The sequence below is a fragment of the Helicobacter pylori genome (genome assembly GCF_014496965.1).
GTDB lineage: Bacteria > Campylobacterota > Campylobacteria > Campylobacterales > Helicobacteraceae > Helicobacter > Helicobacter pylori_CZ.
In genome coordinates, this window is sequence record NZ_JACTCR010000005.1 from 56,723 (window position 1) to 76,118 (window position 19,396).

Annotated in this window: 23 protein-coding genes and 1 pseudogene; 9 read left to right on the forward strand and 15 right to left on the reverse strand. The window is 39.5% G+C overall.

Features of this window, described 5'->3' with window-relative positions; genetic code table 11:
• Nucleotides 1–60 precede the first annotated feature (60 nt).
• Nucleotides 61–876 carry a MetQ/NlpA family ABC transporter substrate-binding protein gene (locus tag H7O61_RS03035; protein WP_001020076.1) on the forward strand — a complete coding sequence of 272 codons (816 nt, stop codon included), beginning with the start codon at nucleotides 61–63 and terminating at the stop codon, nucleotides 874–876.
• A gap of 495 nt (nucleotides 877–1,371) precedes the next feature.
• On the opposite strand, the gene mrdA is transcribed toward H7O61_RS03035, so the two are convergent.
• The 9 genes from mrdA to H7O61_RS03080 all read right to left on the reverse strand — a co-directional run bounded on the left by mrdA (nucleotide 1,372) and on the right by H7O61_RS03080 (nucleotide 8,727).
• Nucleotides 1,372–3,138 (reverse strand): penicillin-binding protein 2, encoded by a 1,767-nt coding sequence (mrdA, locus tag H7O61_RS03040; RefSeq protein WP_001929982.1) that lies wholly within the window; start codon nucleotides 3,136–3,138, stop codon nucleotides 1,372–1,374.
• Complete coding sequence (locus H7O61_RS03045; protein WP_000949853.1) at nucleotides 3,119–3,562, reverse strand: hypothetical protein; 444 nt, start codon at nucleotides 3,560–3,562, stop codon at nucleotides 3,119–3,121. Before H7O61_RS03045 ends, mrdA begins: the two co-directional genes overlap by 20 nt.
• A 9-nt stretch (nucleotides 3,563–3,571) precedes the next feature.
• Complete coding sequence (yihA, locus tag H7O61_RS03050) at nucleotides 3,572–4,198, reverse strand: ribosome biogenesis GTP-binding protein YihA/YsxC (RefSeq protein ID WP_187875102.1); 627 nt, start codon at nucleotides 4,196–4,198, stop codon at nucleotides 3,572–3,574.
• On the reverse strand, nucleotides 4,195–4,752 hold the full coding sequence (gene lptA / locus H7O61_RS03055; RefSeq protein ID WP_079340229.1) for a lipopolysaccharide transport periplasmic protein LptA: 558 nt from the start codon (nucleotides 4,750–4,752) through the stop codon (nucleotides 4,195–4,197). The genes yihA and lptA overlap by 4 nt, the downstream gene beginning before the upstream one ends.
• The gene (locus H7O61_RS03060; RefSeq protein ID WP_000831006.1) at nucleotides 4,752–5,345 is read right to left on the reverse strand and encodes a hypothetical protein; all 594 of its coding nucleotides are present in this window, start codon (nucleotides 5,343–5,345) and stop codon (nucleotides 4,752–4,754) included. The genes lptA and H7O61_RS03060 overlap by 1 nt, the downstream gene beginning before the upstream one ends.
• A complete protein-coding gene (locus H7O61_RS03065; RefSeq protein WP_021173480.1) occupies nucleotides 5,320–5,814 on the reverse strand; it encodes a KdsC family phosphatase in 495 nt (164 codons plus the stop codon). The genes H7O61_RS03060 and H7O61_RS03065 overlap by 26 nt, the downstream gene beginning before the upstream one ends.
• Nucleotides 5,811–6,755, reverse strand: coding sequence for a septal ring lytic transglycosylase RlpA family protein (locus H7O61_RS03070; protein WP_187875103.1), 945 nt, complete (start codon nucleotides 6,753–6,755; stop codon nucleotides 5,811–5,813). Before H7O61_RS03070 ends, H7O61_RS03065 begins: the two co-directional genes overlap by 4 nt.
• Nucleotides 6,755–7,879 (reverse strand): lytic transglycosylase domain-containing protein, encoded by a 1,125-nt coding sequence (locus H7O61_RS03075; protein WP_187875120.1) that lies wholly within the window; start codon nucleotides 7,877–7,879, stop codon nucleotides 6,755–6,757. Before H7O61_RS03075 ends, H7O61_RS03070 begins: the two co-directional genes overlap by 1 nt.
• 83 nt (nucleotides 7,880–7,962) lie before the next feature.
• Nucleotides 7,963–8,727 (reverse strand): TatD family hydrolase, encoded by a 765-nt coding sequence (locus tag H7O61_RS03080; RefSeq protein WP_187875104.1) that lies wholly within the window; start codon nucleotides 8,725–8,727, stop codon nucleotides 7,963–7,965.
• Between the two features lie 74 nt (nucleotides 8,728–8,801).
• On the opposite strand from H7O61_RS03080, the gene ribE reads away from it, so the two are divergent.
• The 4 genes from ribE to metI are packed head-to-tail and all read left to right on the forward strand — an operon-like array spanning nucleotide 8,802 to nucleotide 11,346.
• On the forward strand, nucleotides 8,802–9,422 hold the full coding sequence (gene ribE / locus H7O61_RS03085) for a riboflavin synthase (protein WP_001939467.1): 621 nt from the start codon (nucleotides 8,802–8,804) through the stop codon (nucleotides 9,420–9,422).
• Nucleotides 9,423–9,695 (forward strand): FlhB-like flagellar biosynthesis protein, encoded by a 273-nt coding sequence (locus H7O61_RS03090; protein WP_001044057.1) that lies wholly within the window; start codon nucleotides 9,423–9,425, stop codon nucleotides 9,693–9,695. It abuts the gene before it with no gap.
• Between the two features lie 18 nt (nucleotides 9,696–9,713).
• Nucleotides 9,714–10,697 (forward strand): methionine ABC transporter ATP-binding protein, encoded by a 984-nt coding sequence (locus tag H7O61_RS03095; RefSeq protein ID WP_187875105.1) that lies wholly within the window; start codon nucleotides 9,714–9,716, stop codon nucleotides 10,695–10,697.
• A 1-nt stretch (nucleotide 10,698) separates the two neighbouring features.
• Nucleotides 10,699–11,346: a methionine ABC transporter permease gene (gene metI / locus H7O61_RS03100; protein ID WP_000625464.1), complete on the forward strand. Its 648-nt coding sequence runs from the start codon at nucleotides 10,699–10,701 to the stop codon at nucleotides 11,344–11,346.
• Nucleotides 11,347–11,536: 190 nt separating this feature from the next.
• Here metI and H7O61_RS03105 read toward each other — a convergent pair whose 3' ends face one another.
• From H7O61_RS03105 to wecA, 3 genes and pseudogenes are all read right to left on the reverse strand, one after another.
• Entirely contained in the window at nucleotides 11,537–11,968 is a 432-nt protein-coding gene (locus tag H7O61_RS03105; RefSeq protein ID WP_001950800.1) for a hypothetical protein, read from the reverse strand.
• A 9-nt stretch (nucleotides 11,969–11,977) separates the two neighbouring features.
• The gene (gene lpxF / locus H7O61_RS03110) at nucleotides 11,978–12,574 is read right to left on the reverse strand and encodes a lipid A 4'-phosphatase (protein ID WP_187875106.1); all 597 of its coding nucleotides are present in this window, start codon (nucleotides 12,572–12,574) and stop codon (nucleotides 11,978–11,980) included.
• Nucleotides 12,574–13,580, reverse strand: a pseudogene (gene wecA / locus H7O61_RS03115) (undecaprenylphosphate N-acetylglucosaminyl transferase WecA). Before wecA ends, lpxF begins: the two are co-directional and overlap by 1 nt.
• A 135-nt stretch (nucleotides 13,581–13,715) precedes the next feature.
• On the opposite strand from wecA, the gene pdxJ reads away from it, so the two are divergent.
• The 4 genes from pdxJ to flgG all read left to right on the forward strand — a co-directional run bounded on the left by pdxJ (nucleotide 13,716) and on the right by flgG (nucleotide 18,301).
• The gene (pdxJ, locus tag H7O61_RS03120) at nucleotides 13,716–14,504 is read left to right on the forward strand and encodes a pyridoxine 5'-phosphate synthase (RefSeq protein WP_187875107.1); all 789 of its coding nucleotides are present in this window, start codon (nucleotides 13,716–13,718) and stop codon (nucleotides 14,502–14,504) included.
• A 1-nt stretch (nucleotide 14,505) separates the two neighbouring features.
• Nucleotides 14,506–15,429 (forward strand): 4-hydroxythreonine-4-phosphate dehydrogenase, encoded by a 924-nt coding sequence (gene pdxA / locus H7O61_RS03125; RefSeq protein ID WP_079340215.1) that lies wholly within the window; start codon nucleotides 14,506–14,508, stop codon nucleotides 15,427–15,429.
• A gap of 309 nt (nucleotides 15,430–15,738) precedes the next feature.
• Complete coding sequence (tsaD, locus tag H7O61_RS03130; protein ID WP_187875108.1) at nucleotides 15,739–16,761, forward strand: tRNA (adenosine(37)-N6)-threonylcarbamoyltransferase complex transferase subunit TsaD; 1,023 nt, start codon at nucleotides 15,739–15,741, stop codon at nucleotides 16,759–16,761.
• 751 nt (nucleotides 16,762–17,512) lie between these two features.
• The gene (gene flgG / locus H7O61_RS03135; protein WP_000946437.1) at nucleotides 17,513–18,301 is read left to right on the forward strand and encodes a flagellar basal-body rod protein FlgG; all 789 of its coding nucleotides are present in this window, start codon (nucleotides 17,513–17,515) and stop codon (nucleotides 18,299–18,301) included.
• 91 nt (nucleotides 18,302–18,392) lie between these two features.
• Here the strand turns inward: flgG and H7O61_RS08120 are convergent, their stop codons facing one another.
• The 3 genes from H7O61_RS08120 to H7O61_RS08130 are packed head-to-tail and all read right to left on the reverse strand — an operon-like array spanning nucleotide 18,393 to nucleotide 19,201.
• The gene (locus H7O61_RS08120) at nucleotides 18,393–18,659 is read right to left on the reverse strand and encodes a hypothetical protein (protein ID WP_414735935.1); all 267 of its coding nucleotides are present in this window, start codon (nucleotides 18,657–18,659) and stop codon (nucleotides 18,393–18,395) included.
• A gap of 17 nt (nucleotides 18,660–18,676) precedes the next feature.
• Nucleotides 18,677–18,814, reverse strand: a complete 138-nt coding sequence (locus tag H7O61_RS08125) for a hypothetical protein (protein WP_414736106.1) — start codon at nucleotides 18,812–18,814, stop codon at nucleotides 18,677–18,679.
• 45 nt (nucleotides 18,815–18,859) lie between these two features.
• Entirely contained in the window at nucleotides 18,860–19,201 is a 342-nt protein-coding gene (locus H7O61_RS08130; protein ID WP_414736105.1) for a DUF3944 domain-containing protein, read from the reverse strand.
• Nucleotides 19,202–19,396: the final 195 nt, after the last annotated feature.

Genomic DNA, 19,396 nt, shown 5'->3' on the forward strand with positions numbered 1-19,396 from the left:
TTTTGTATCGTTTTATTTTTTTATAATTTTTAAATTAATTTTTTTAATAAAGGGTTTTTTATGAATATATTCAAGCGTGTTATTAGTGTAGGGGTAATTGTTTTAGGTTTGTTTAACCTTTTAGACGCCAAACACCACAAAGAAAAAAAAGAAGACCACAAAATCACTCGTGAGCTTAAAGTGGGCGCTAACCCTGTGCCGCATGCGCAAATCTTACAATCAGTCGTGGATGATTTGAAAGAGAAAGGGATCAAATTAGTGATCGTGTCTTTTACCGATTATGTGTTGCCTAATTTAGCGCTCAATGACGGCTCTTTAGATGCGAATTACTTCCAGCACCGCCCTTATTTGGATCGGTTTAATTTGGACAGAAAAATGCACCTTGTTGGTTTGGCCAATATCCATGTGGAGCCTTTAAGATTTTATTCTCAAAAAATCACAGACATTAAAAACCTTAAAAAAGGCTCAGTGATTGCTGTGCCAAATGATCCGGCCAATCAAGGCAGGGCGTTGATTTTACTCCATAAACAAGGCCTTATCGCTCTCAAAGACCCAAGCAATCTATACGCTACGGAGTTTGATATTGTTAAAAATCCTTACAACATCAAAATCAAGCCTTTAGAAGCCGCGTTATTGCCTAAGGTTTTAGGGGATGTGGATGGGGCTATCATAACAGGGAATTATGCCTTGCAAGCAAAACTCACCGGTGCGTTATTTTCAGAAGACAAGGACTCGCCTTACGCCAATCTTGTAGCCTCTCGTGAGGATAACGCGCAAGATGAAGCCATAAAAGCGTTGATTGAAGCCTTACAAAGTGAAAAGACTAGGAAATTCATTTTGGATACCTATAAGGGGGCGATTATCCCGGCTTTTTAAGCCATTTGGATAAAATCCATCTTTAAGATGAATGGGGGCTTTAGGCGCTAATCAAAAGCTTTGTTCTCATTGGACATTGATCAAAAATACTTAAAGTATTTTTAAAATAAAACGAAAAGAGCTCGCGCTAATCAAGCGATAATTTCTTAAAAAGCGTTATTGATTGAGGGGGAGAAATAGCGCAAAATACCCCCCCTATCAGAAAAATTATTGCTATTAAAAAATCTAAAACAATGAAGCGATTGACTAAAAACCATTTTTTAAAAAACATTAAATAAGACTTTAGTTGTCAATATGCGATTAGAATAAAGTCAAAAATACAGCCAATCCCAAAGCCTAACTGAAGTTACGCTTTTAGATTTTCCTCTAATAAAGGCTAGTTTTAAACAATTATTAGACTGAGTGAGTTGTAGAGCGATAGAATCAGTTGGAAACGAGTTGGCTGATTGTCTTTAGCGTTTGGGTTAATGCGTTTTTGAAAAGATTTAGAATTTATTAAAGATAGCCAAGCTCATAGAGTTTGTTGCTCATTTTCACTAACAAGCCCCCTAGTTTTGACCCCCCTTCCCCATGTTCTACTAAAATAGTGATAGCGTATTTGGGTTTTTCATAGGGCAAGAATGCCGTAATCCACGCATGGGATCGATGGAAATATTCCATATCCTTTTCTTTCATGCGATTGACGATGTTTTGAGCGATTTCTACGACTTGCGCGGTGCCGGTTTTACACGCTAAGGTAACCTTAGAACCTCTTGTGGAATGATAAGCCGTGCCGTCTTTATGGTTGCACACTTCATACATGCCCACGCGCAAGGCTTGGAGCTTCTTTTTTTGAAAGCTATTCAGGGGATCTTTGAGCGGCTGTTGGTTATGGATAGCAAAATGAGGCGTCGCCAGTTTGCCTGTCGCAATGAGTCCCGTGTAGGCTAGCACTTGTAAGGGGGTGGCTAAAAAAGAGCCTTGCCCAATAGCGGTAATGAGCGTGTCCCCAACGCGCCAGTCTTGATTGAAGCGTTTGAGCTTCCATAAATTATCCGGCACAATCCCCACAAATTCATTCGGCAAATCAACGCCCGTTTTTTCCCCAAAACCCACTTCCCTTAAGGTTTTAGAGAGTTTTTCTATAGAGATTTCAAGCCCAAACTTATAAAAATACACATCCACGGACTCCCTAATCGCTTTATACAAATTGGAATTGCCATGCCCTGTTTTTTTCCAGTCCCTGAATTTGCGCTTACCCACTTCAATAAAAGGCGGTGTGGGTATGGTGGTGTTTTCTGTGATATGAAGATTTTCTAAAAAGCTTAAGCCCACGCCCATTTTAACCACAGATCCCGGCGGGTATAAAGCGTTAGCGAAGCGGTTTAATAAGGGGTTATAAATATCATCTTGAAGTTTTTGCCATTTGTCTTGACTGATCCCGCCCACAAAATCGTTCAAATTGTATTCAGGGTAACTTCCTGCAACGAGCAATTCCCCATTTTCTGCATCCATCACTAAAATAGCCCCTCTCTTATTTTCAAAGAGCTTGTCCGCTTCTTTTTGCAAGCGTTTGTCTAAACTCAATTGCAAGTGGTTATTGGCGCTTGGTGGCACGACCTCTAAGGTGGCTAATTCCTGATTGAGCGCATTGACATGCACGATTTTATAACCCACCTTGCCTTGTAAAAGTTTGTTGTATTCTTTTTCAATGCCGGTTTTGCCTACAATCTGGCTGTATTGATTCTCTTCATCGTCTTTTAAATCTTGCAAACTTGCCACCCCCACATAACCTAAAACATGCGAAGCTAAAGCGTTATTAGGGTAGTAACGCTTGTCTAAAGGGCGCACAAAAATGCCTTGAGTTTGGATGAGTTTGGTATAAAGGGATTGCATGGTGGCATAGGGAATGAAGCCCACCACTTTAATGAGGTTGTGGTTATAGAGCGAATTTTCTTTTTGGTAATTGTTTAAAAGCGTTTCTTTGGGAAAATTAGGGAAAAACTTTTGGATCACCTCAATTTTTTCTAAAAGCTCTTTTTGTTTCAATCTGCTGGGCAAAAACACGCCAAACACCAATTCATTAATGGCTAAAAACTCATGGTTTCTGTCTGTAATATTGCCCCTTGTAGGGACTAAAAATTCCTTTTTGGTCATGTTGCGTTCGGCCAATTTTTCATAGTATTCTTGATTTTTAACGCTTAGAATAAACAGATTTAAGATTAATAACCCCCAAACCCCTATAAAAACAAAGAGCAAAAGCTTATAGCGAAGACTTTTCATTTAAACCCCACAAAGCGCCCTCTATGAGCGCAAAAAGAGCGAAAAGACCTAGCGTTTTCAAGCCCAAAGACACAGAAAAAAAGCGCGATAAATAAAGGTAATAAACCAAAAACGCATGCAAAGTTTTGAATAAAAAGCCGTCGTTAAAAAACTTTAAAGAGTTTTTATAGACGATTTGATGATAGATTAAAAACAATAAAGCCAAAACGCCTAAAGTCTTTAAATGCATGCTTTCAAACCAAAACAAACAACCAAATACGCTCAAACTTGGCAGAAAATGGTCGTATTTTTTCGCATAAAACAAAAATAAAAACCCAAGCATAGGGGGTAAAAAAGGCATCAAGTCCCTTAAAAGGCTATAAAAATAAAAACCAAAGATCCCTAAGCATAAGAAAAAAAAGGAATCTTGTTTTAAAGAGAGCATTCTTGTGGCTTATAAAGGGTTAGTGAGCAAGTATTTTAATAGGGTTTGGCGCACTATTTCAAGGGTTGGGTATTTTGAAGAAAGGGCGTTAAAATGGGTGGTATTGATTAAAAAAGGTTTAGGAGCGTTTAAAAAAAGGCGGTGTTGTTCGTTTTTATTCAACTTGTCAAATTTCGTAAAAAGAGAGAGGTAGGCTTGATCGGGCCTTAAAAGGGCTTGAATATTTTCTTTAGCGTTTTTGTCAATTTCTAAATCCAAATGGCGCGCATCCACTAAATGGATAAAAAGCTTGATAGAAACCCTAACGCTCAACAATTCCCATAAAAACCCCTCCCATTCTTTTTTCAAGCTTTTAGAAACTTTAGCGTAGCCAAACCCGGGCAAATCAATCGCATTAAAGGTTGCCCTTAAGGCATTTTCTTTATCTTCCCAAGTGGTGGAAAAAAAATTCGCTAAACGGGTTTTTCCAGGCGTTGCTGAACTTTTAGCGAGATTTTTTCCTAACAAGGTATTAATAAACGAGCTTTTACCGACATTGCTACGCCCTAAAATGACCATTTCAGAAGTCAAGCTCGCAGGGCATTGCGAAAGCTGGCTAGAAGAAGTGAGAAAATGAGCGTCTTTAATGGCGATCATGGTTTTTCCTTAGCGCCTTTCTTCTTCAATTTAGCCTTACGATTTTCTTCATTAATATCTTCCATATCAAACACAAATTTAGCGGGCCGTTTCGCGCTCCCCAACACATCAGCATAACCCTTAGCTTTGTTTAAAATGATTTCATCACCGGTGATGACATTAGATTTCCCCACTTCTCTAACCACCGCATTTTGCAATAATTTGTATTCCCCATTCAGCGCGTTATAAATGAGCTTGTCAGCGCTCCCGCTGATTTCACGATTATCCTCTGTAAAGATGTTAAAATGCGTGTTCCCTGTGGCTTCATAGCGCTCTGGCTTTCGTTTATCGTTTAAAAACACGCTCACCTTATCCGCAAACAACCGGTCTTTACCTTTTTTGATCTGCACATTTCCTTGAATAACGGCGGTTTTTGTTTTGTCGTTCGCTACAAATTGGTTGCCGGTAATTTCTAAAAGCTCTCTTTCTTTTTTCAAGCCTTTATTCTCTAATTTTTGAGCGCTCATCACGCTTAAAACGCTCAAACAACACACCAAAAAACACCACCAACGCATTAAAACCCTCCTTTGAAAGTGGGGAATTTTTTCTTTTCTTTTTGGCTTTGTTTGATTTCATCTAAAAACAAATTGGCTTGAATGCTTTGAGCTTCAATAATAGCTAATGCATGCGAATAAGAAATGTCAAGCCCTTCAACCTTGCTATCCTTTGAAGTGAGAATGAAACGGCCCTTGCCTTTAAAATTTTGCTCCTTATGGTTATAAATCCCTGTTTCACTCCAAAAACTGGAATCATCGCTTCTTTTATAAGTAACCCCATTAGGGAAGAAATACAAATCCTGTTGCCGTTTGGCTTTAGGGGACTCAACGCTTTCTATCGTGTCTTCATCATAGCGCTTGATTTTAGAATCAAAAAAGATTTCGTGATCATCGTATTGTAGGGCTTTTTTGCCCTCTATGGACAGATCAAGGATTTTATCGTTGATTTGAAACGCTTTAAAATTTTCTAATTCAATTTTAGGGATATTTTCTTTAGAAACTACGCTAGTGGGTTGGGAACGCAAAAAGAAAAACACTAGCCCTATCGTGATGAAAGACAAAACCACAAAGAAGTTTAAAACGCTATTAGAGGTAAAGCTTGAGCGCTTCATCTTGCAAGCCTTCCAATTCTAAGAGATAATCAATCGCTTCCCTAACAGCCCCCTTGCCCCCTGAATTTTGCAACACCTTATAGGCCTTGCTTTTAAGCAAGGGGTGTGCATCAAAAGGAGCAAAACTCAAAGCGCATGCCTTAAACATGCCTAAATCGTTATAATCATCGCCCACGCATGCGATTTCTTGCGCGCTCAATTGCAAGTCTTTTTTGAGCCGCTCTATAACGGCGTTTTTATTTTCAACGCCCATAAAAACAAACTGAACGCCCAAGCTCTCCATGCGTCTTTTCACCATGATTGAAGTTCTTCCTGTAATGATAGCGATTTTTTTGCCTAATTTTTGCCATAGCGTCATGCCAAGCCCGTCTTTGACATTAAAAGCCTTGATTTCGTGAAAATTTTCATCAAAATACAACGATCCGTCTGTGAGCGTGCCATCCACATCTAAAAGCAATAACTTAATCATTCTCTCGTTAAAACCGCATTCTGGTTGTATTTTTTCATAAAATCCCTAGCCTCTTCTTCGCTTTGAAACCCTTGAACTAAAACTTTATACAAATCGTCTTTAAAAGCAACCTTGACGCTGTAATTTTTATTCTCTGCTTGCAATTTATCCGCTAGAGTTTGAGCGCCTATTTGGTTTCTAAAAGCCCCCATTTGCAAAGAAAATTTCCCTCCGCTCACGCTTTTTTCGCTCTCGCCGACTTTAAATTCCTTGTGTAAGATCTTTGAATAGCTAGCGTTAAAGGATTGTTCGTATTGTTTGGAGATAACCCCACCAAAACCCAAAACAATAAGACGCACGTTGGCCGTGCCTTTTTGAACCATATCAATATCCCTAGCGGCCGCATTAGACAAATCAATGATGCGATCGCTCACAAAAGGCCCTCTATCGTTGATGCGCACGATGGTGCTTGAATTGTTATCAACGTTAATGACTTTCACTACGGTGTTCATGGGTAAAGTCTTGTGCGCGGCGGTGTGGGCATACATGTTATAGATTTCCCCATTACTGGTTTTTTTGGCATGGAAATTGGGGCCATACCAACTCGCAATGCCATCAAATTTCTCGCCTAAATCCACTTTAGTGGGGTAATACCACTTGCCCCCCACTTGATAAGGGCGCATGGTGGCTCTTTGGATCGCGCTAGAATCGCGCATGCCGTTATCTAGGGGTTGTTTTGTATTGTTACCTTGCGAATCGGCGTGGTGTTTGAAATGGCGTTCAAAAAAATTGCGTTTATAGGTGGCTTTTTTGGTTGTTGGGTCATAATCCTTAGCGTTTTCATAAGCGCGCAAGCTTTCATGCTTGTAAGACAAATTCTTTACCCCATTTTTTTTAACCGCGCAAGCGCTAATCAAAAAAACAACGCCTAAAAAATAAACTCTTTTCAACGCCCAACCCATTAAAATTCCCTTGTAGCGAGTAATTTTTTGTTAGTGGGGATGATTAAGCGTTGGTGGATAAAAATACTAGAATCTTTGAGGTTATTGGCTAATTGGATGCTAGAAATACTGACTTGATAGCGTTTAGCGATAGAAGATAAGGTTTCTTTAGGCAAGACCACATGGGTGATGAAAGGGCTTTTAGGATTAGCTTGAGCGTTTTTATTTTGTTTGAGCTGGCGTTGTTTGAAAAGGGCGAGTTTTTCATAAGGGATATAAATGGTGTAGGTGGGGTCTTTAGAAGGCAGAATGTTATAACGGAATTGGTGGTTGTAGGATTTTAAGGTTTCTAAACTCAAGTTTAAATTTTTGGCCACTTGGATTAAAGAAGTGTGCCTTTTAAACGGGACGCCCACTAAACTCACCCTCGCCCCACGATTGAGCAAGTATTCTTTATCTTTGAGATTGTCTAGGCTGTTGAATTTTAACGCCAGGCTTAGAATGGAACGGATATACTCTCGTGTTTCTTTAGGGAGGTATTTTTTATCTTCATCTAGCAAGACTTTAATGTCTGAAGTGCCGGCGGCTTTGATAGCGTTTTGAACCTTGCGTAAGCCGTAATTATACGCCATAGCGACCAAATACCACTCACCGGTTTGCTTGTAGAGCCGTTTCAAATAAGCGATCGCCGCTTGAGTGCTTTTAATGGGATCTCTTCTTTCATCAATGTAATGATTGACCTTAAGCCCTAACTCTTTGGCCGTGCTTGGCATGAACTGCCAAATCCCTACCGCTTTTTTCCTACTATAAGCCCTTGATGAAAACTTAGACTCTGCCATGGCTAAAAATAAAAATTCTTGCGGCACGCTCGCTTCTATGAGCATGTTTTTAATGATAGGGATGAATTGGTAATTCACGTCAAATCTTTTGACTAGCTTTTTCCATTCCTCTTCCTTATTCACCTTTTTTAAAGCGCTTGGCATTTGGGATAAAAAGCTCGCATTGACCCCAAAAGCCTCTAACGCTTTGGTGTCAATATTAGATTCAAAAGCCATCTTCGCATGACTTAAAGAAGCCAACAAAAGCCAATGGGCAACAAAAAAAACCAACCATTTTTGACTAAAACACTTCATTCTTTTTGGCATCATATCCTAATAATTAATCTAGCTTTTAAAATAGCCTTGATTATAACTAAACTTGAATAACGCTTTCTAACACATCCCTAATTTTAGGGGAAGTTAAAAAGCGTTTGAGCGTTATGCGTGCTTAAAGAAGCGAGCTCTTCAGTTTCTATGTGGATGATTTCGGCAATTTTTTGAGCGATTAAAGGGATATAAGTGGGGCTATTCCTGGTGCCTCTAAAAGGGTGTGGGGTTAGATAAGGCGAATCCGTTTCTAAAAGAAGCTTGTTTTTAGGGATTTTAGGGAGTATCTCTACCAATCTTTTAGCGTTTTTAAAAGTGCTAACCCCCCCTATCCCATAGTAAAAACGATCGCTCAATTCCAAAAGCATGCTATCAGCGTTAAAGCAATGCAACACCCCAAAAGCCTTATGATAGCTTTTTAAAAGATTCAAACTATCAAAACTCGCCTCTCTAATATGGATAATCAAGGGTTTGTTGTGTTGGATAGAAAATTCAATCTGTTTGGTGAAAATTTCTTTTTGCTTGCTTTTATAATTTTCTCTTTCGTTCAATTCAGGCAAGCGGTAGTAATCCAGTCCGCATTCGCCTATCGCCACGCATTTTTGATGGCTGACAAACTTTTCAAACAAATTTTCATCAAAGCTCTCCACGTCATAAGGGTGAGCGCCTATGGCAAAAAACACGCCTTCAAATTTTTCACTAATTCCTACCGCTCTATTCAAATCTTTCATGTCCGCGCCAGGAATCACGCATTGGGTAACGCCTTTTTCTAAACTCTCTTTTAACACTTCTTCTAAATCGTTTTCATAATCCTTGTGATCCAAATGGCAATGCGTGTCTATAAACATGCTTTTATCCTATGGTTTTATTTAGTATGTTACAATAATCAAACATTCTAACATAAGGAGAATAACAATCAATTATGTTTAGTGGGTTAATCCATAAAATAGCTAAAGTGAAGAGTTTTCACAACAATATTTTAAACATAGAGAGCGATCTCAATCCCAAGCTTGGCGACAGCATTGCGATTAATGGGGCGTGTTTGACCGCCATAGAAAGTTCAAAAACGCATTTTAGCGTGGAATTGAGCCAAAAAACCCAAAACAGCGTGGCGTTAGAAAATTACAAGGATTTAGTCCATATTGAGCCAGCCCTAAAAGCGAACGCAAGTTTAGACGGGCATTTTGTGCAAGGGCATATTGACGCTATCGGGGTCATTGAAAAAATCATTCACAACGCTAATCAAGTGGATTTTTTCATCAGCGCTTCTAAAGAAACGCTTTTGTTGTGCGTTGAGCAAGGCTCTATCGCCATTGATGGGGTGAGTTTGACTTTAAGCAAGGTAGAAGAAAAGGGGTTTTGGCTAACGATTATCCCTTACACTTTAGAGAATACCCTTTTTAAGACTTATCAACTCAAACGGCGCGTGAATATTGAAACGGACATGTTAGTCCGCAGCGTTGTCTCTATTTTGAAAAAAACAAAGGGGCTTGAAAAAAATTTCTCTTGGAATGAGGCCGACGCTTTGACTTTAGGGTATTAGATGAATAAAACCATAAAAGCCGCCGCCCTAGCCTATAACATGGGGCAAGATCATGCCCCAAAAGTGATTGCAAGCGGGGTGGGCGAAGTGGCTAAAAGGATCATTCAAAAAGCTAAGGAATACGATATAGCGCTCTTTTCTAACCCCATGCTGGTGGATTCGCTCTTAAAGGTGGGATTAGACTGCGCGATACCTGAAGAATTGTATGAAAGCGTGGTGCAAGTGTTTTTATGGCTCAATAGCGTGGAAAATAACGCGCAAATGTCCAAGTAAGTCAAAAAGTCAAATAACATGGTAGTAGAATTAAAAAACATTGAAAAGATTTATGAAAACGGGTTTCATGCTCTAAAAGGCGTGAATTTGGAATTGAAAAAAGGCGATATTTTGGGCGTGATAGGCTATTCAGGGGCGGGGAAATCCACGCTCATTCGCTTGATTAATTGTTTAGAGCGCCCCAGTTCTGGCGAAGTTTTAGTCAATGGGGTCAATCTGTTAAACTTAAAGCCTAAAGAATTGCAACAAGCGCGCCAAAAAATAGGCATGATTTTCCAGCATTTCAATTTATTGAGCGCTAAAAACGTGTTTGAAAACGTCGCTTTCGCTCTAGAAATCGCCCGATGGGAAAAAAATAAGATCCAATCAAGGGTGCATGAATTGTTGGAATTAGTGGGGTTAGAAGATAAAACGCATTTTTATCCTAAACAGCTAAGCGGCGGGCAAAAGCAACGAGTAGCGATCGCTAGGAGTTTAGCGAATTGCCCTAATTTGTTGCTTTGCGATGAAGCCACATCCGCTTTGGATTCTAAAACCACGCATTCTATTTTAACGCTTCTAAGCGGCATTCAAAAAAAGCTTAATTTGAGCATCGTTTTCATCACGCATGAAATTGAAGTGGTTAAAGAATTGTGCAATCAAATGTGTGTGATCAGCAGCGGCGAAATCGTAGAAAGAGGCTCGGTGGAAGAAATTTTTGCTAACCCTAAACATGCCGTTACTAAAGAATTGCTTGGCATCAGAAACGAGTATGCGGATCAAAAATCGCAAGACATTTATCGCATCGTGTTTTTAGGGGAGCATTTAGACGAGCCGATCATTTCTAATTTGATCAGGCGTTTTAAAATAGACGTGAGCATCATTTCAGGCAATATTGAAGAGCTTACGACCAAAGATATAGGGTATTTGGTGGTGCGGTTTTTAGGCAGCACTGCAGAGACTCAAAGGGCTTTAGAGTATTTAAACGCTTTAGGCTTGCAAGTGGAAAAATTAAAGGATTAAAATGATTTCTCAAATGCTCATTCAAGCCACGCTAGAAACGCTTTATATGGTGTTTGTGGCGAGTTTTTTGGCGGTTGTTTTTGGCTTGCCTTTGGGGGTTTTATTGTTAGTGAGTAAAAAAGGGCATCTGTTAAACAAACCCCTTTTGCATAAGATTTTAGACACTTCTATCAACATGACTCGCTCTTTCCCTTTTATCATTTTGATTATTTTGCTCTTGCCTCTATCGCGCTTTTTGATTGGCACAAGCATTGGATCTAGCGCGAGCATTATCCCGTTAGCCATTTCAGCCATTCCTTTTGTCGCAAAGCTTTTTGAAAATTCTCTAATGGAAGTAGAGCATGGCAAGATTGAAACCACTTTAAGCTTGGGAGCGTCTCATTTGGAAGTCGTTAAAATGATGCTTTTAGAGAGCCTGCCCTCTTTAGTGAATAATATCACCATCACTTTAATTTCTCTAATAGGCTATTCGGCTATGGCTGGAGCGTTAGGGGCTGGGGGATTGGGGGATTTAGCCATTAGGATTGGCTATCAAAGTTATAGGGGCGATGTGCTTTTTTACGCGGTGGTTGTGATCATCGTTTTAGTGCAAATCATTCAAAGCGCGGGGGATTATGTGGTGAAACGCTTGAGAAAGAATAAGTATTAGGGATTTGGTTCTCATCAAATGCGAATATTCAAAGCCAACTTTAACTCTTTGTTTTTTAAACGGGATTTCTAAGCTTTGTTCATGGCGGAATTCAACTCTTTAAAAACGCTTTTAAAGGTTATCGCTCAACACTTGGATTAAAGCTTTTTGCGATCAAATATTCCATTAAATCCTCATGCAAAAATGGGCTTTATTTCGCGCCATTGATAAATTGATTCATCTGCTCTTCTAATCCTATGATTTGCGTTATCGCTCCCTCTAAAATTTCAAAATTTTTAGCGTTTTTTGGGGCAATGCATGCAAGCTTGTTGGAAGACTTTTCTAATGATTGGATGTCTTTAAGCAAGGTTTTTAAAACCCCTACGCTTTTAAAATCCTTCTCAAAATAATCATCAAATTGTTGCTCTGTTTGAGACAAATTCTCTAAAAAATCGTTTTGAAGGCGTATTTGGGTGCGATCATGCCCGGTTTCAATACAGGTTTTATAGGTTTTATTGATCGCAGTCAAAACCTCTTTGGCTTTCAAAAAAGCCTTGGAAAGTTCAGCGATGATTTCATAATGTTCGCCCTCTGCTCTTAAAAACCCTAAAAATAGTGAAATGAGCAATAACTTTTTTAGCATTTTATCCCCTTACCATCGATAAGAAAAGCTCACCCCATAGCGGCTACTGCCTTTAAAGTCGCTAGAGATTTCAGGATAGAGCATCCATCGCTTGGGTTTGTAGCGTGAAGTGAATAAATAGGCAAACCCCCATGCGATAAGACTGCCGATCGTAACTTGCAAGATCGTGTGTTGTCCTGCCACCACTCTGCTAGCGTCAGTGAGGATTGCAAGAGCGATCACAGGAAGAGCCGGCTTCCACCCGTAGCGGTAATACACAAACCCAGCCGCGCTAAACACCCCCCCAGCATGCCCGCTTGGCATGCCTCTCCAAGAATTACAGCATGGCCGTTTAGCAAATCCCACTCTAGCCCCATCTTTATGGGCGGTGCTAAAAGCTCCTTTAAGGCCATAAATCACTCCTTGAGTGACTAATGTGCCGACCGCTAATTCCCCTAATCCTCTATAATCGCGCATCGCCAAACTGACCGTGCCTACAAAAATAGGCAAAAACCTAAGCACATCGCCAATCTCTTCTAAAATGTATGCCCCCTCATTGATCGGCTCACTCCTTAAAGGATATACCCATAAGAGCAGACTCAAAAAAAGACTTTTGAGCTTTTTCATTAGAACGCCCGCTTTTCTAAGGCAAAAACTTGCCTGCTCAAATAAGCATAGCCTATTAAATAGCATGCGATAAAGACTAGGCTAATGACAATGAGCGCGTAAGAATTTAAACGAAACAAGACGCTGATTAAAATAAAAGGCAAGTTGCATAGAATAAGGATAAACGCGCATAAAGGGTTAGGGTAATTGAAAGAGCGTTGTTGCAAGAATTGGAATAAGAGGGTGTGCAAATGCAAATTATCCGGCATGGTGGCTTTCTGGCGTTTTATTTTGCGCCTTAGGATACTAAAAAGCACCTCTATGACTGGATAAAGCATTAAATTTAGCCCAAAAAACACGCTGATTTTTTGCTCTAAACTTAAATCCAAAAGGGAAATCCCGCACACCAAACCCAAAAAATACGCCCCCCATCGCCTAAGAAAATCTTTCCTAAAGGGAAATTTAACACCATAAACCCAAGCACCATGTAAGCCAGCAAGCAAGACAAATTGCTGGGGTCTATATAATGAATGACTAAAAGCGCAATCGCACAAATCCCGGACGCAAGCCCGTTAAACCCGTCAATAATATTGATAGCGTTACTGATGCCCACTAGCATAAAAATTGCGAATAAAAAAGCGATAGAATAAGGCAAGCTAAAAAGGGGCGAAAAATCGCTCACCACTAAAGGCGTTGATGAGATGATGCAAACAACCCCTACGGCTTGTAAAATAAGGCGTATTTTGGGGCTGAGTGAAAGGTTAATGTCTTCTAAAAAACCGCTTAAAAAAACTAACAACAGCCCTAAAAAAACAAAAAACCCCTTAAAAGGCGTCTCAAAAGACTCAAAAAGATAAGCTAACACAAAAGAAAGAAAGATCCCAAGCCCCCCAGCTCGTGGGGTTCTTGCATGATGAAAGCCTTGTATTTTATTGGCGTTATCCACAAAGAGCGTGGATTTTTTAGACCACAAAACAATCAAAGAGCAAATGAAGAGACTGGTTAGAAAATATAGCACCCACAACACTTTTTATTGGATTTAATTGGCATTTTGTTTTGGGTATTATAGCAAAAGATAGCTTGATGATAAAAACTTATAGGTGTAAGAGGTGGGTTTTATGTTACAATTTCAAAAATCATTATTATAAAATAAAGGATAGTCATGCGTTTTGGATTAAATATTGATCACATTGTTACTTTAAGAGAGATAAGAAAAACTTATGAGCCTGAGATTTTAGAAGCCCTATTCATCGCTAAAAACACCCATAAAGTGGATTTAATCACCATCCATTTGAGAGAAGACAAACGACACATTCAAAACGAAGATGTTTTGAGACTGCTTGAAATAAGCCCTTTGCCTATCAACATTGAATGCTCTATTAATGCTGAAATCACTGATTTTTTATGCTCTTTAAAAAATAAGCCAAGTAAGGTTACCATCGTGCCTGAAAACAGAAATGAGGTTACGACAGAGGGAGGGTTGGATTGTTCATTAAAGGGTTTAGAAGAGGTGATTAGAGCGTATCACAATAAAGGCATTGAAGTGTCTTTGTTTATTGATCCTTTAAAAGACGCCCTGCATTTTGCAAGGGAGCATCAAGTCAAGCAAGTGGAGTTCCACACTGGGGTGTATGCGAATTTGCACAACGCTTTATATTCTAACGCTAACAATCAAATCCATGCCATTAGCACGCTCAAAGACAAAAGCCCCAAAGAATTGAAAGAAGAATTGCACAACGCCTTTTTGCAATTAAGGAGAATGAGTAAAGAAGCGTTTTTTATGGGTATTGTGGTGTGCGCTGGGCATGGGTTGAATTATTCTAACGTGAAAGAATTGCTAAAAATCCCCTCTTTAAGAGAGCTTAATATCGGTCATAGCGTGATTTCAAAAGCGGTTTTAGTGGGTTTAGAAAAAGCGATTTTAGAAATGGCGCAACTCATCAAGCGATAAAATGGCTAAAAAGAAAATCGCAATCAGCTGTGGGGATATTCAAGGCGTAGGCTTAGAATTGATCTTAAAAAGCCATAAGGAAGTGAGCGCGCTTTGTGAGCCGTTGTATCTCGTTCATAGCGAACTTTTAGAGCGGGCCAATCAATTGCTTCATAACGCTTATGAAACTAAAACGCTTAATGCGCTCGCTATCCATTCCCCCTTACCCTTATTAAACTCTAGCACGATAGGCAAAGTCAGCGCTCAAAGCGGGGCGTATAGCTTTGAGAGTTTTAAAAAGGCTTGCGAGTTGGCGGATAGTAAAGAAGTGGATGGCATTTGCACTTTGCCTATCAACAAACTCGCATGGCAACAAGCTCAAATCCCTTTTGTGGGGCATACCGATTTTTTGAAACAACGCTATCAAGATCATCAAATTATTATGATGCTTGGGTGTTCAAAACTCTTTGTGGGGCTATTTAGCGACCATGTGCCTTTAAGCGCAGTTTCTCAACTCATTCAAGTGAAAGCGTTAGTTAAGTTTTTATTAGCGTTTCAAAAAAGCACTCAAGCTAAAATCGTTCAAGTGTGTGGCTTTAACCCCCATGCGGGCGAAGAGGGATTGTTTGGGGGAGAAGATGAAAAGATTTTAAAAGCCATTCAAGAGGGCAACCAAACACTGGGCTTTGAATGCTTTTTGGGGCCCTTGCCGGCTGATAGCGCTTTTGCCCCTAATAAACGCAAAATAACCCCCTTTTATGTGAGCATGAGCCATGATGTGGGGCTAGCCCCTTTAAAAGCGCTCTATTTTGATGAAAGCATCAATGTGAGTTTGAACGCCCCCATTTTGCGCGCTTCCACTGACCACGGCACAGCGTTTGACATTGCTTACCAAAATAAGGCGAACCATAAAAGCTATTTGAACGCGATCAAATACTTGGCTTAAAGGCTTTTTCTAAAAAGGGGGCTTATTTTATTCAAAGCTTTAATTTTAGATCTCATCTCTTTATTCTTTATGCCAAGTATTTAATTTCCCATTCATGGGTATTTTTATCAATTCACTTTTTTATACCAATAAACTTTGTTCAATAAGATTTCTTAGGCTTGGCTAGTTGCGAAACGATGAAACAAATTGCCTAATTTTAAAAAGGTTTAAAAAGGATTATAAAATAGCGCTCACTAGTTTTTGTTTAAAGGTTTTAGAATGCCGCTAACAAGGTATAATTCAAGCAAAAACACCACCCAAAGATAAAACATGATTTTAAGCATTGAAAGTTCTTGCGATGACAGCTCTTTAGCCCTTACAAGAATAAAGGACGCTAAGCTCATCGCTCATTTTAAAATCTCTCAAGAAAAGCACCACAGCTCTTATGGGGGCGTTGTGCCTGAGCTTGCATCGCGCTTGCATGCTGAGAATTTGCCGCTCTTATTAGAACGCATCAAAATCAGCTTGAATAAGGATTTTTCCAAAATTAAAGCCATCGCTATCACTAATCAGCCAGGTTTGAGCGTTACTTTAATAGAAGGTTTGATGATGGCAAAAGCCTTGAGCTTGTCTTTGAATTTACCCTTAATTTTAGAAGATCATTTGAGAGGGCATGTGTATTCGCTCTTTATCAATGAAAAACAAACCTGCATGCCTTTAAGCGCGCTCTTAGTTTCTGGGGGGCATTCTTTGATTTTAGAGGCTAGAGATTATGAAGACATTAAAATCGTTGCCACGAGTTTAGACGATAGCTTTGGGGAGAGTTTTGACAAGGTTTCCAAAATGCTTGATTTAGGCTATCCAGGAGGCCCCATAGTGGAAAAATTAGCCCTTGATTATAGGCATCCAAACGAGCCTTTAATGTTCCCTATCCCTTTAAAAAACAGCCCGAATCTGGCTTTTAGTTTTTCAGGTTTAAAAAATGCGGTGCGTTTGGAGGTTGAAAAAAACGCCTCCAATTTGAACGAAGCGATCAAACAAAAGATTGGCTATCATTTTCAAAGCGCGGCCATTGAGCATCTAATTCAGCAGACTAAACGCTATTTTAAAATCAAACGCCCTAAAATTTTTGGCATTGTGGGGGGAGCGAGCCAGAATCTGGCTTTAAGAAAAGCGTTTGAAAATTTGTGCGATGAGTTTGATTGCAAGCTTGTTTTAGCTCCTTTAGAATTTTGCAGCGACAATGCTGCCATGATAGGGCGATCCAGCCTAGAAGCTTATCAAAAAAAGTGCTTTGTCCCTTTAGAAAAGGCGACCATCTCACCAAGAACGCTGTTAAAAAGTTTTGAGTGAATGGATACAAAAAGAAAACGCATGATAAGACGCCCTAAAATTTATCAACCTTTTATCTGTATTTGAGATGATTATTGAATAAAAGCGCATTAAACTGAATTATTATCTAAAAAACCGCTATTATTTAAGCTAAATTTAATGATTATCGTATTATATTTCTCGAAGAAAAAGGGTTTAAAAAATCCTTAAGAGTTGGTAACTCTTAAGAATCTGTATTTAGTGTAGTGGTGTTACAATCACTATTGACACTACCATAATTATGATCAGCTTCATGCTTACTCCTTTTTTCGGAAATTTTTGTGTGTTTCAAAGAGACATTGTTTTTGTTCAAGCCGTTAGTTCTTGGTTTAATGTTAATGGTTTGAAGTGTCTTTAAATATCTTTTAAAAAACACATGCTTTGTTGTCATAAAGCCTTATTTAGTCTAAGTCCCATTAAATAAGATATTAAGCGTAAAGTGAAACTTCTATAAATTCCTAATTTCAAGCTGGATTTTGGCGTATTTCTTCATGAAAAGCGTGTTGTTGTAAAAACGCTTAGAAAATCAAAATAATGCCACTGACAAGGTTTTTATAGCGTTTAAAAGCGCTAACGCATTCACTTCAAGCACTAAAGGCGTTTAAGGTTCCTGCATGAGACTAGGTTTAAACCTTTTTAAACCTTTTTGTTAAAAAAGCGTTTCAAGTTTGGTCAAATTTAATCTTATTTTTGTTATAATTTTAGGCTGTTAAGTTTAGTTAAAGGGAAAACCATGCTCCGCTCTCTCTATAGCGCCACTTCAGGGATGCTCGCCCAACAAACGCACATTGACACCACTTCAAACAATATCGCCAATGTCAATACCACCGGGTTTAAAAAATCTCGTGCGGATTTTAACGACTTGTTTTACCAAGCGATGCAATACGCCGGCACCAACACAAGCAACACGACTTTATCGCCAGATGGCATGGAAGTGGGCTTAGGCGTGCGCCCTAGCGCGATTACCAAAATGTTTTCGCAAGGCAGCCCTAAAGAAACGGAAAATAATTTAGATGTCGCCATTACGGGTAAAGGCTTTTTTCAAGTCCAGCTTCCTGATGGCACTACCGCTTACACAAGGAGCGGGAATTTCAAGCTAGACGAGCAGGGCAATCTTGTAACAAGCGAGGGCTATCTCCTCATCCCTCAAATCACTTTACCCGAAGACACCACGCAAGTGAATATCGGTGTGGATGGCACGGTGAGCGTGACTCAAGGCTTGCAAACGACTTCTAATGTGATCGGGCAAATCACTTTGGCTAATTTTGTCAATCCGGCGGGGCTTCATTCTATGGGGGATAATTTGTTTTCCATCACCAACGCTAGTGGCGATGCGATTGTGGGCAACCCGGATTCTCAAGGCTTAGGCAAGTTAAGGCAAGGCTTTTTGGAGCTTAGTAACGTGAGATTGGTAGAAGAAATGACGGATCTGATCACCGCTCAAAGGGCTTATGAAGCCAATTCTAAAAGCATTCAAACCGCTGATGCCATGCTCCAAACCGTCAATTCCCTCAAACGCTAAAAGGGGATTTTACTCTCCTTAACGCTCTTTAACCCCTACTCCCTTGTTGTTTTTGCGCTCGGGGTGGTTTTGTGTTCTGGAGCGGTTGTTATCATTCTTTAATTTTTGTGGCTAGGATTTTTAAGTTTTTCAACACCGCTTTAGCCAAATACCATGCTTTATTGGTTTTATTTGCTTGTTCTGCTTCTTGTTCCGCTTTTAATTTTTTGCGTAAGGTGGCAACTAAAACGCATGCAGGCACGGTTACCCTATAAGCCGGCCCAGCAAGATTGACGCTCACTAACGCACCCGTAATGACCCAACCAATAGGCCCAGCTAAAACGCCTAAAGTTTTTTTAAGCGCTACTTTACCTATCACAGACGATAAACCATGCCCTAAAGTTTTTTCACCATTGCATCTGCAACAGCTACAGCCAACGCATAAGAATGAGAGCCGCTCGCTTTAAACAGCGTTAAAACAGATGCGATTAGGACTTGTTTGTTTTCACCAATCACTTTATCAATATTTGTCATGCCCAATCCATCGCAAAGTTCTTTAATCTCTCTCCCACTCATTTTTTACAAACTGTCTTTCAAAAGTTTAGAAAGCATGTTTTGCTCAATCAAAGAGATTGCAGATCTTTCATTGTAATTAATATCCAAATGATCGCACGCATCGCACAAAATCTCTTTGTATAAGACCCCTTCATCTCTAAAAAAATTCATGAAACTATTGCCCCCATAACGCTGCAATTCTTCAGCGATCCTTCTTGGGTATTTGGCGTAATCATGGCCATACCTTTGGTATTCTGTTGAACTTGTCAATTCTTCATTCATTCTTAGCGTGCCATCTTCATCATAGACAAGCGTATCAAACAAATCTTTCAAATCGCTAGAGCTTAATCGCTTTAAAAATTCCAAGTCGCTATTTGTATGCCATATTATATTATTCCTTTAGTTTTATTCCTACCACCGTTCAAATCCCACCAACCCTCTCTTTAGTGATTAGTGATTAGTGATTAGTGATTAGTGATTAGTGATTAGTGATTAGTGATTAGTGATTAGTGATTAGTGATTAGTGATTAGTGATTATAGCATCATTTTTTAAAATCATGT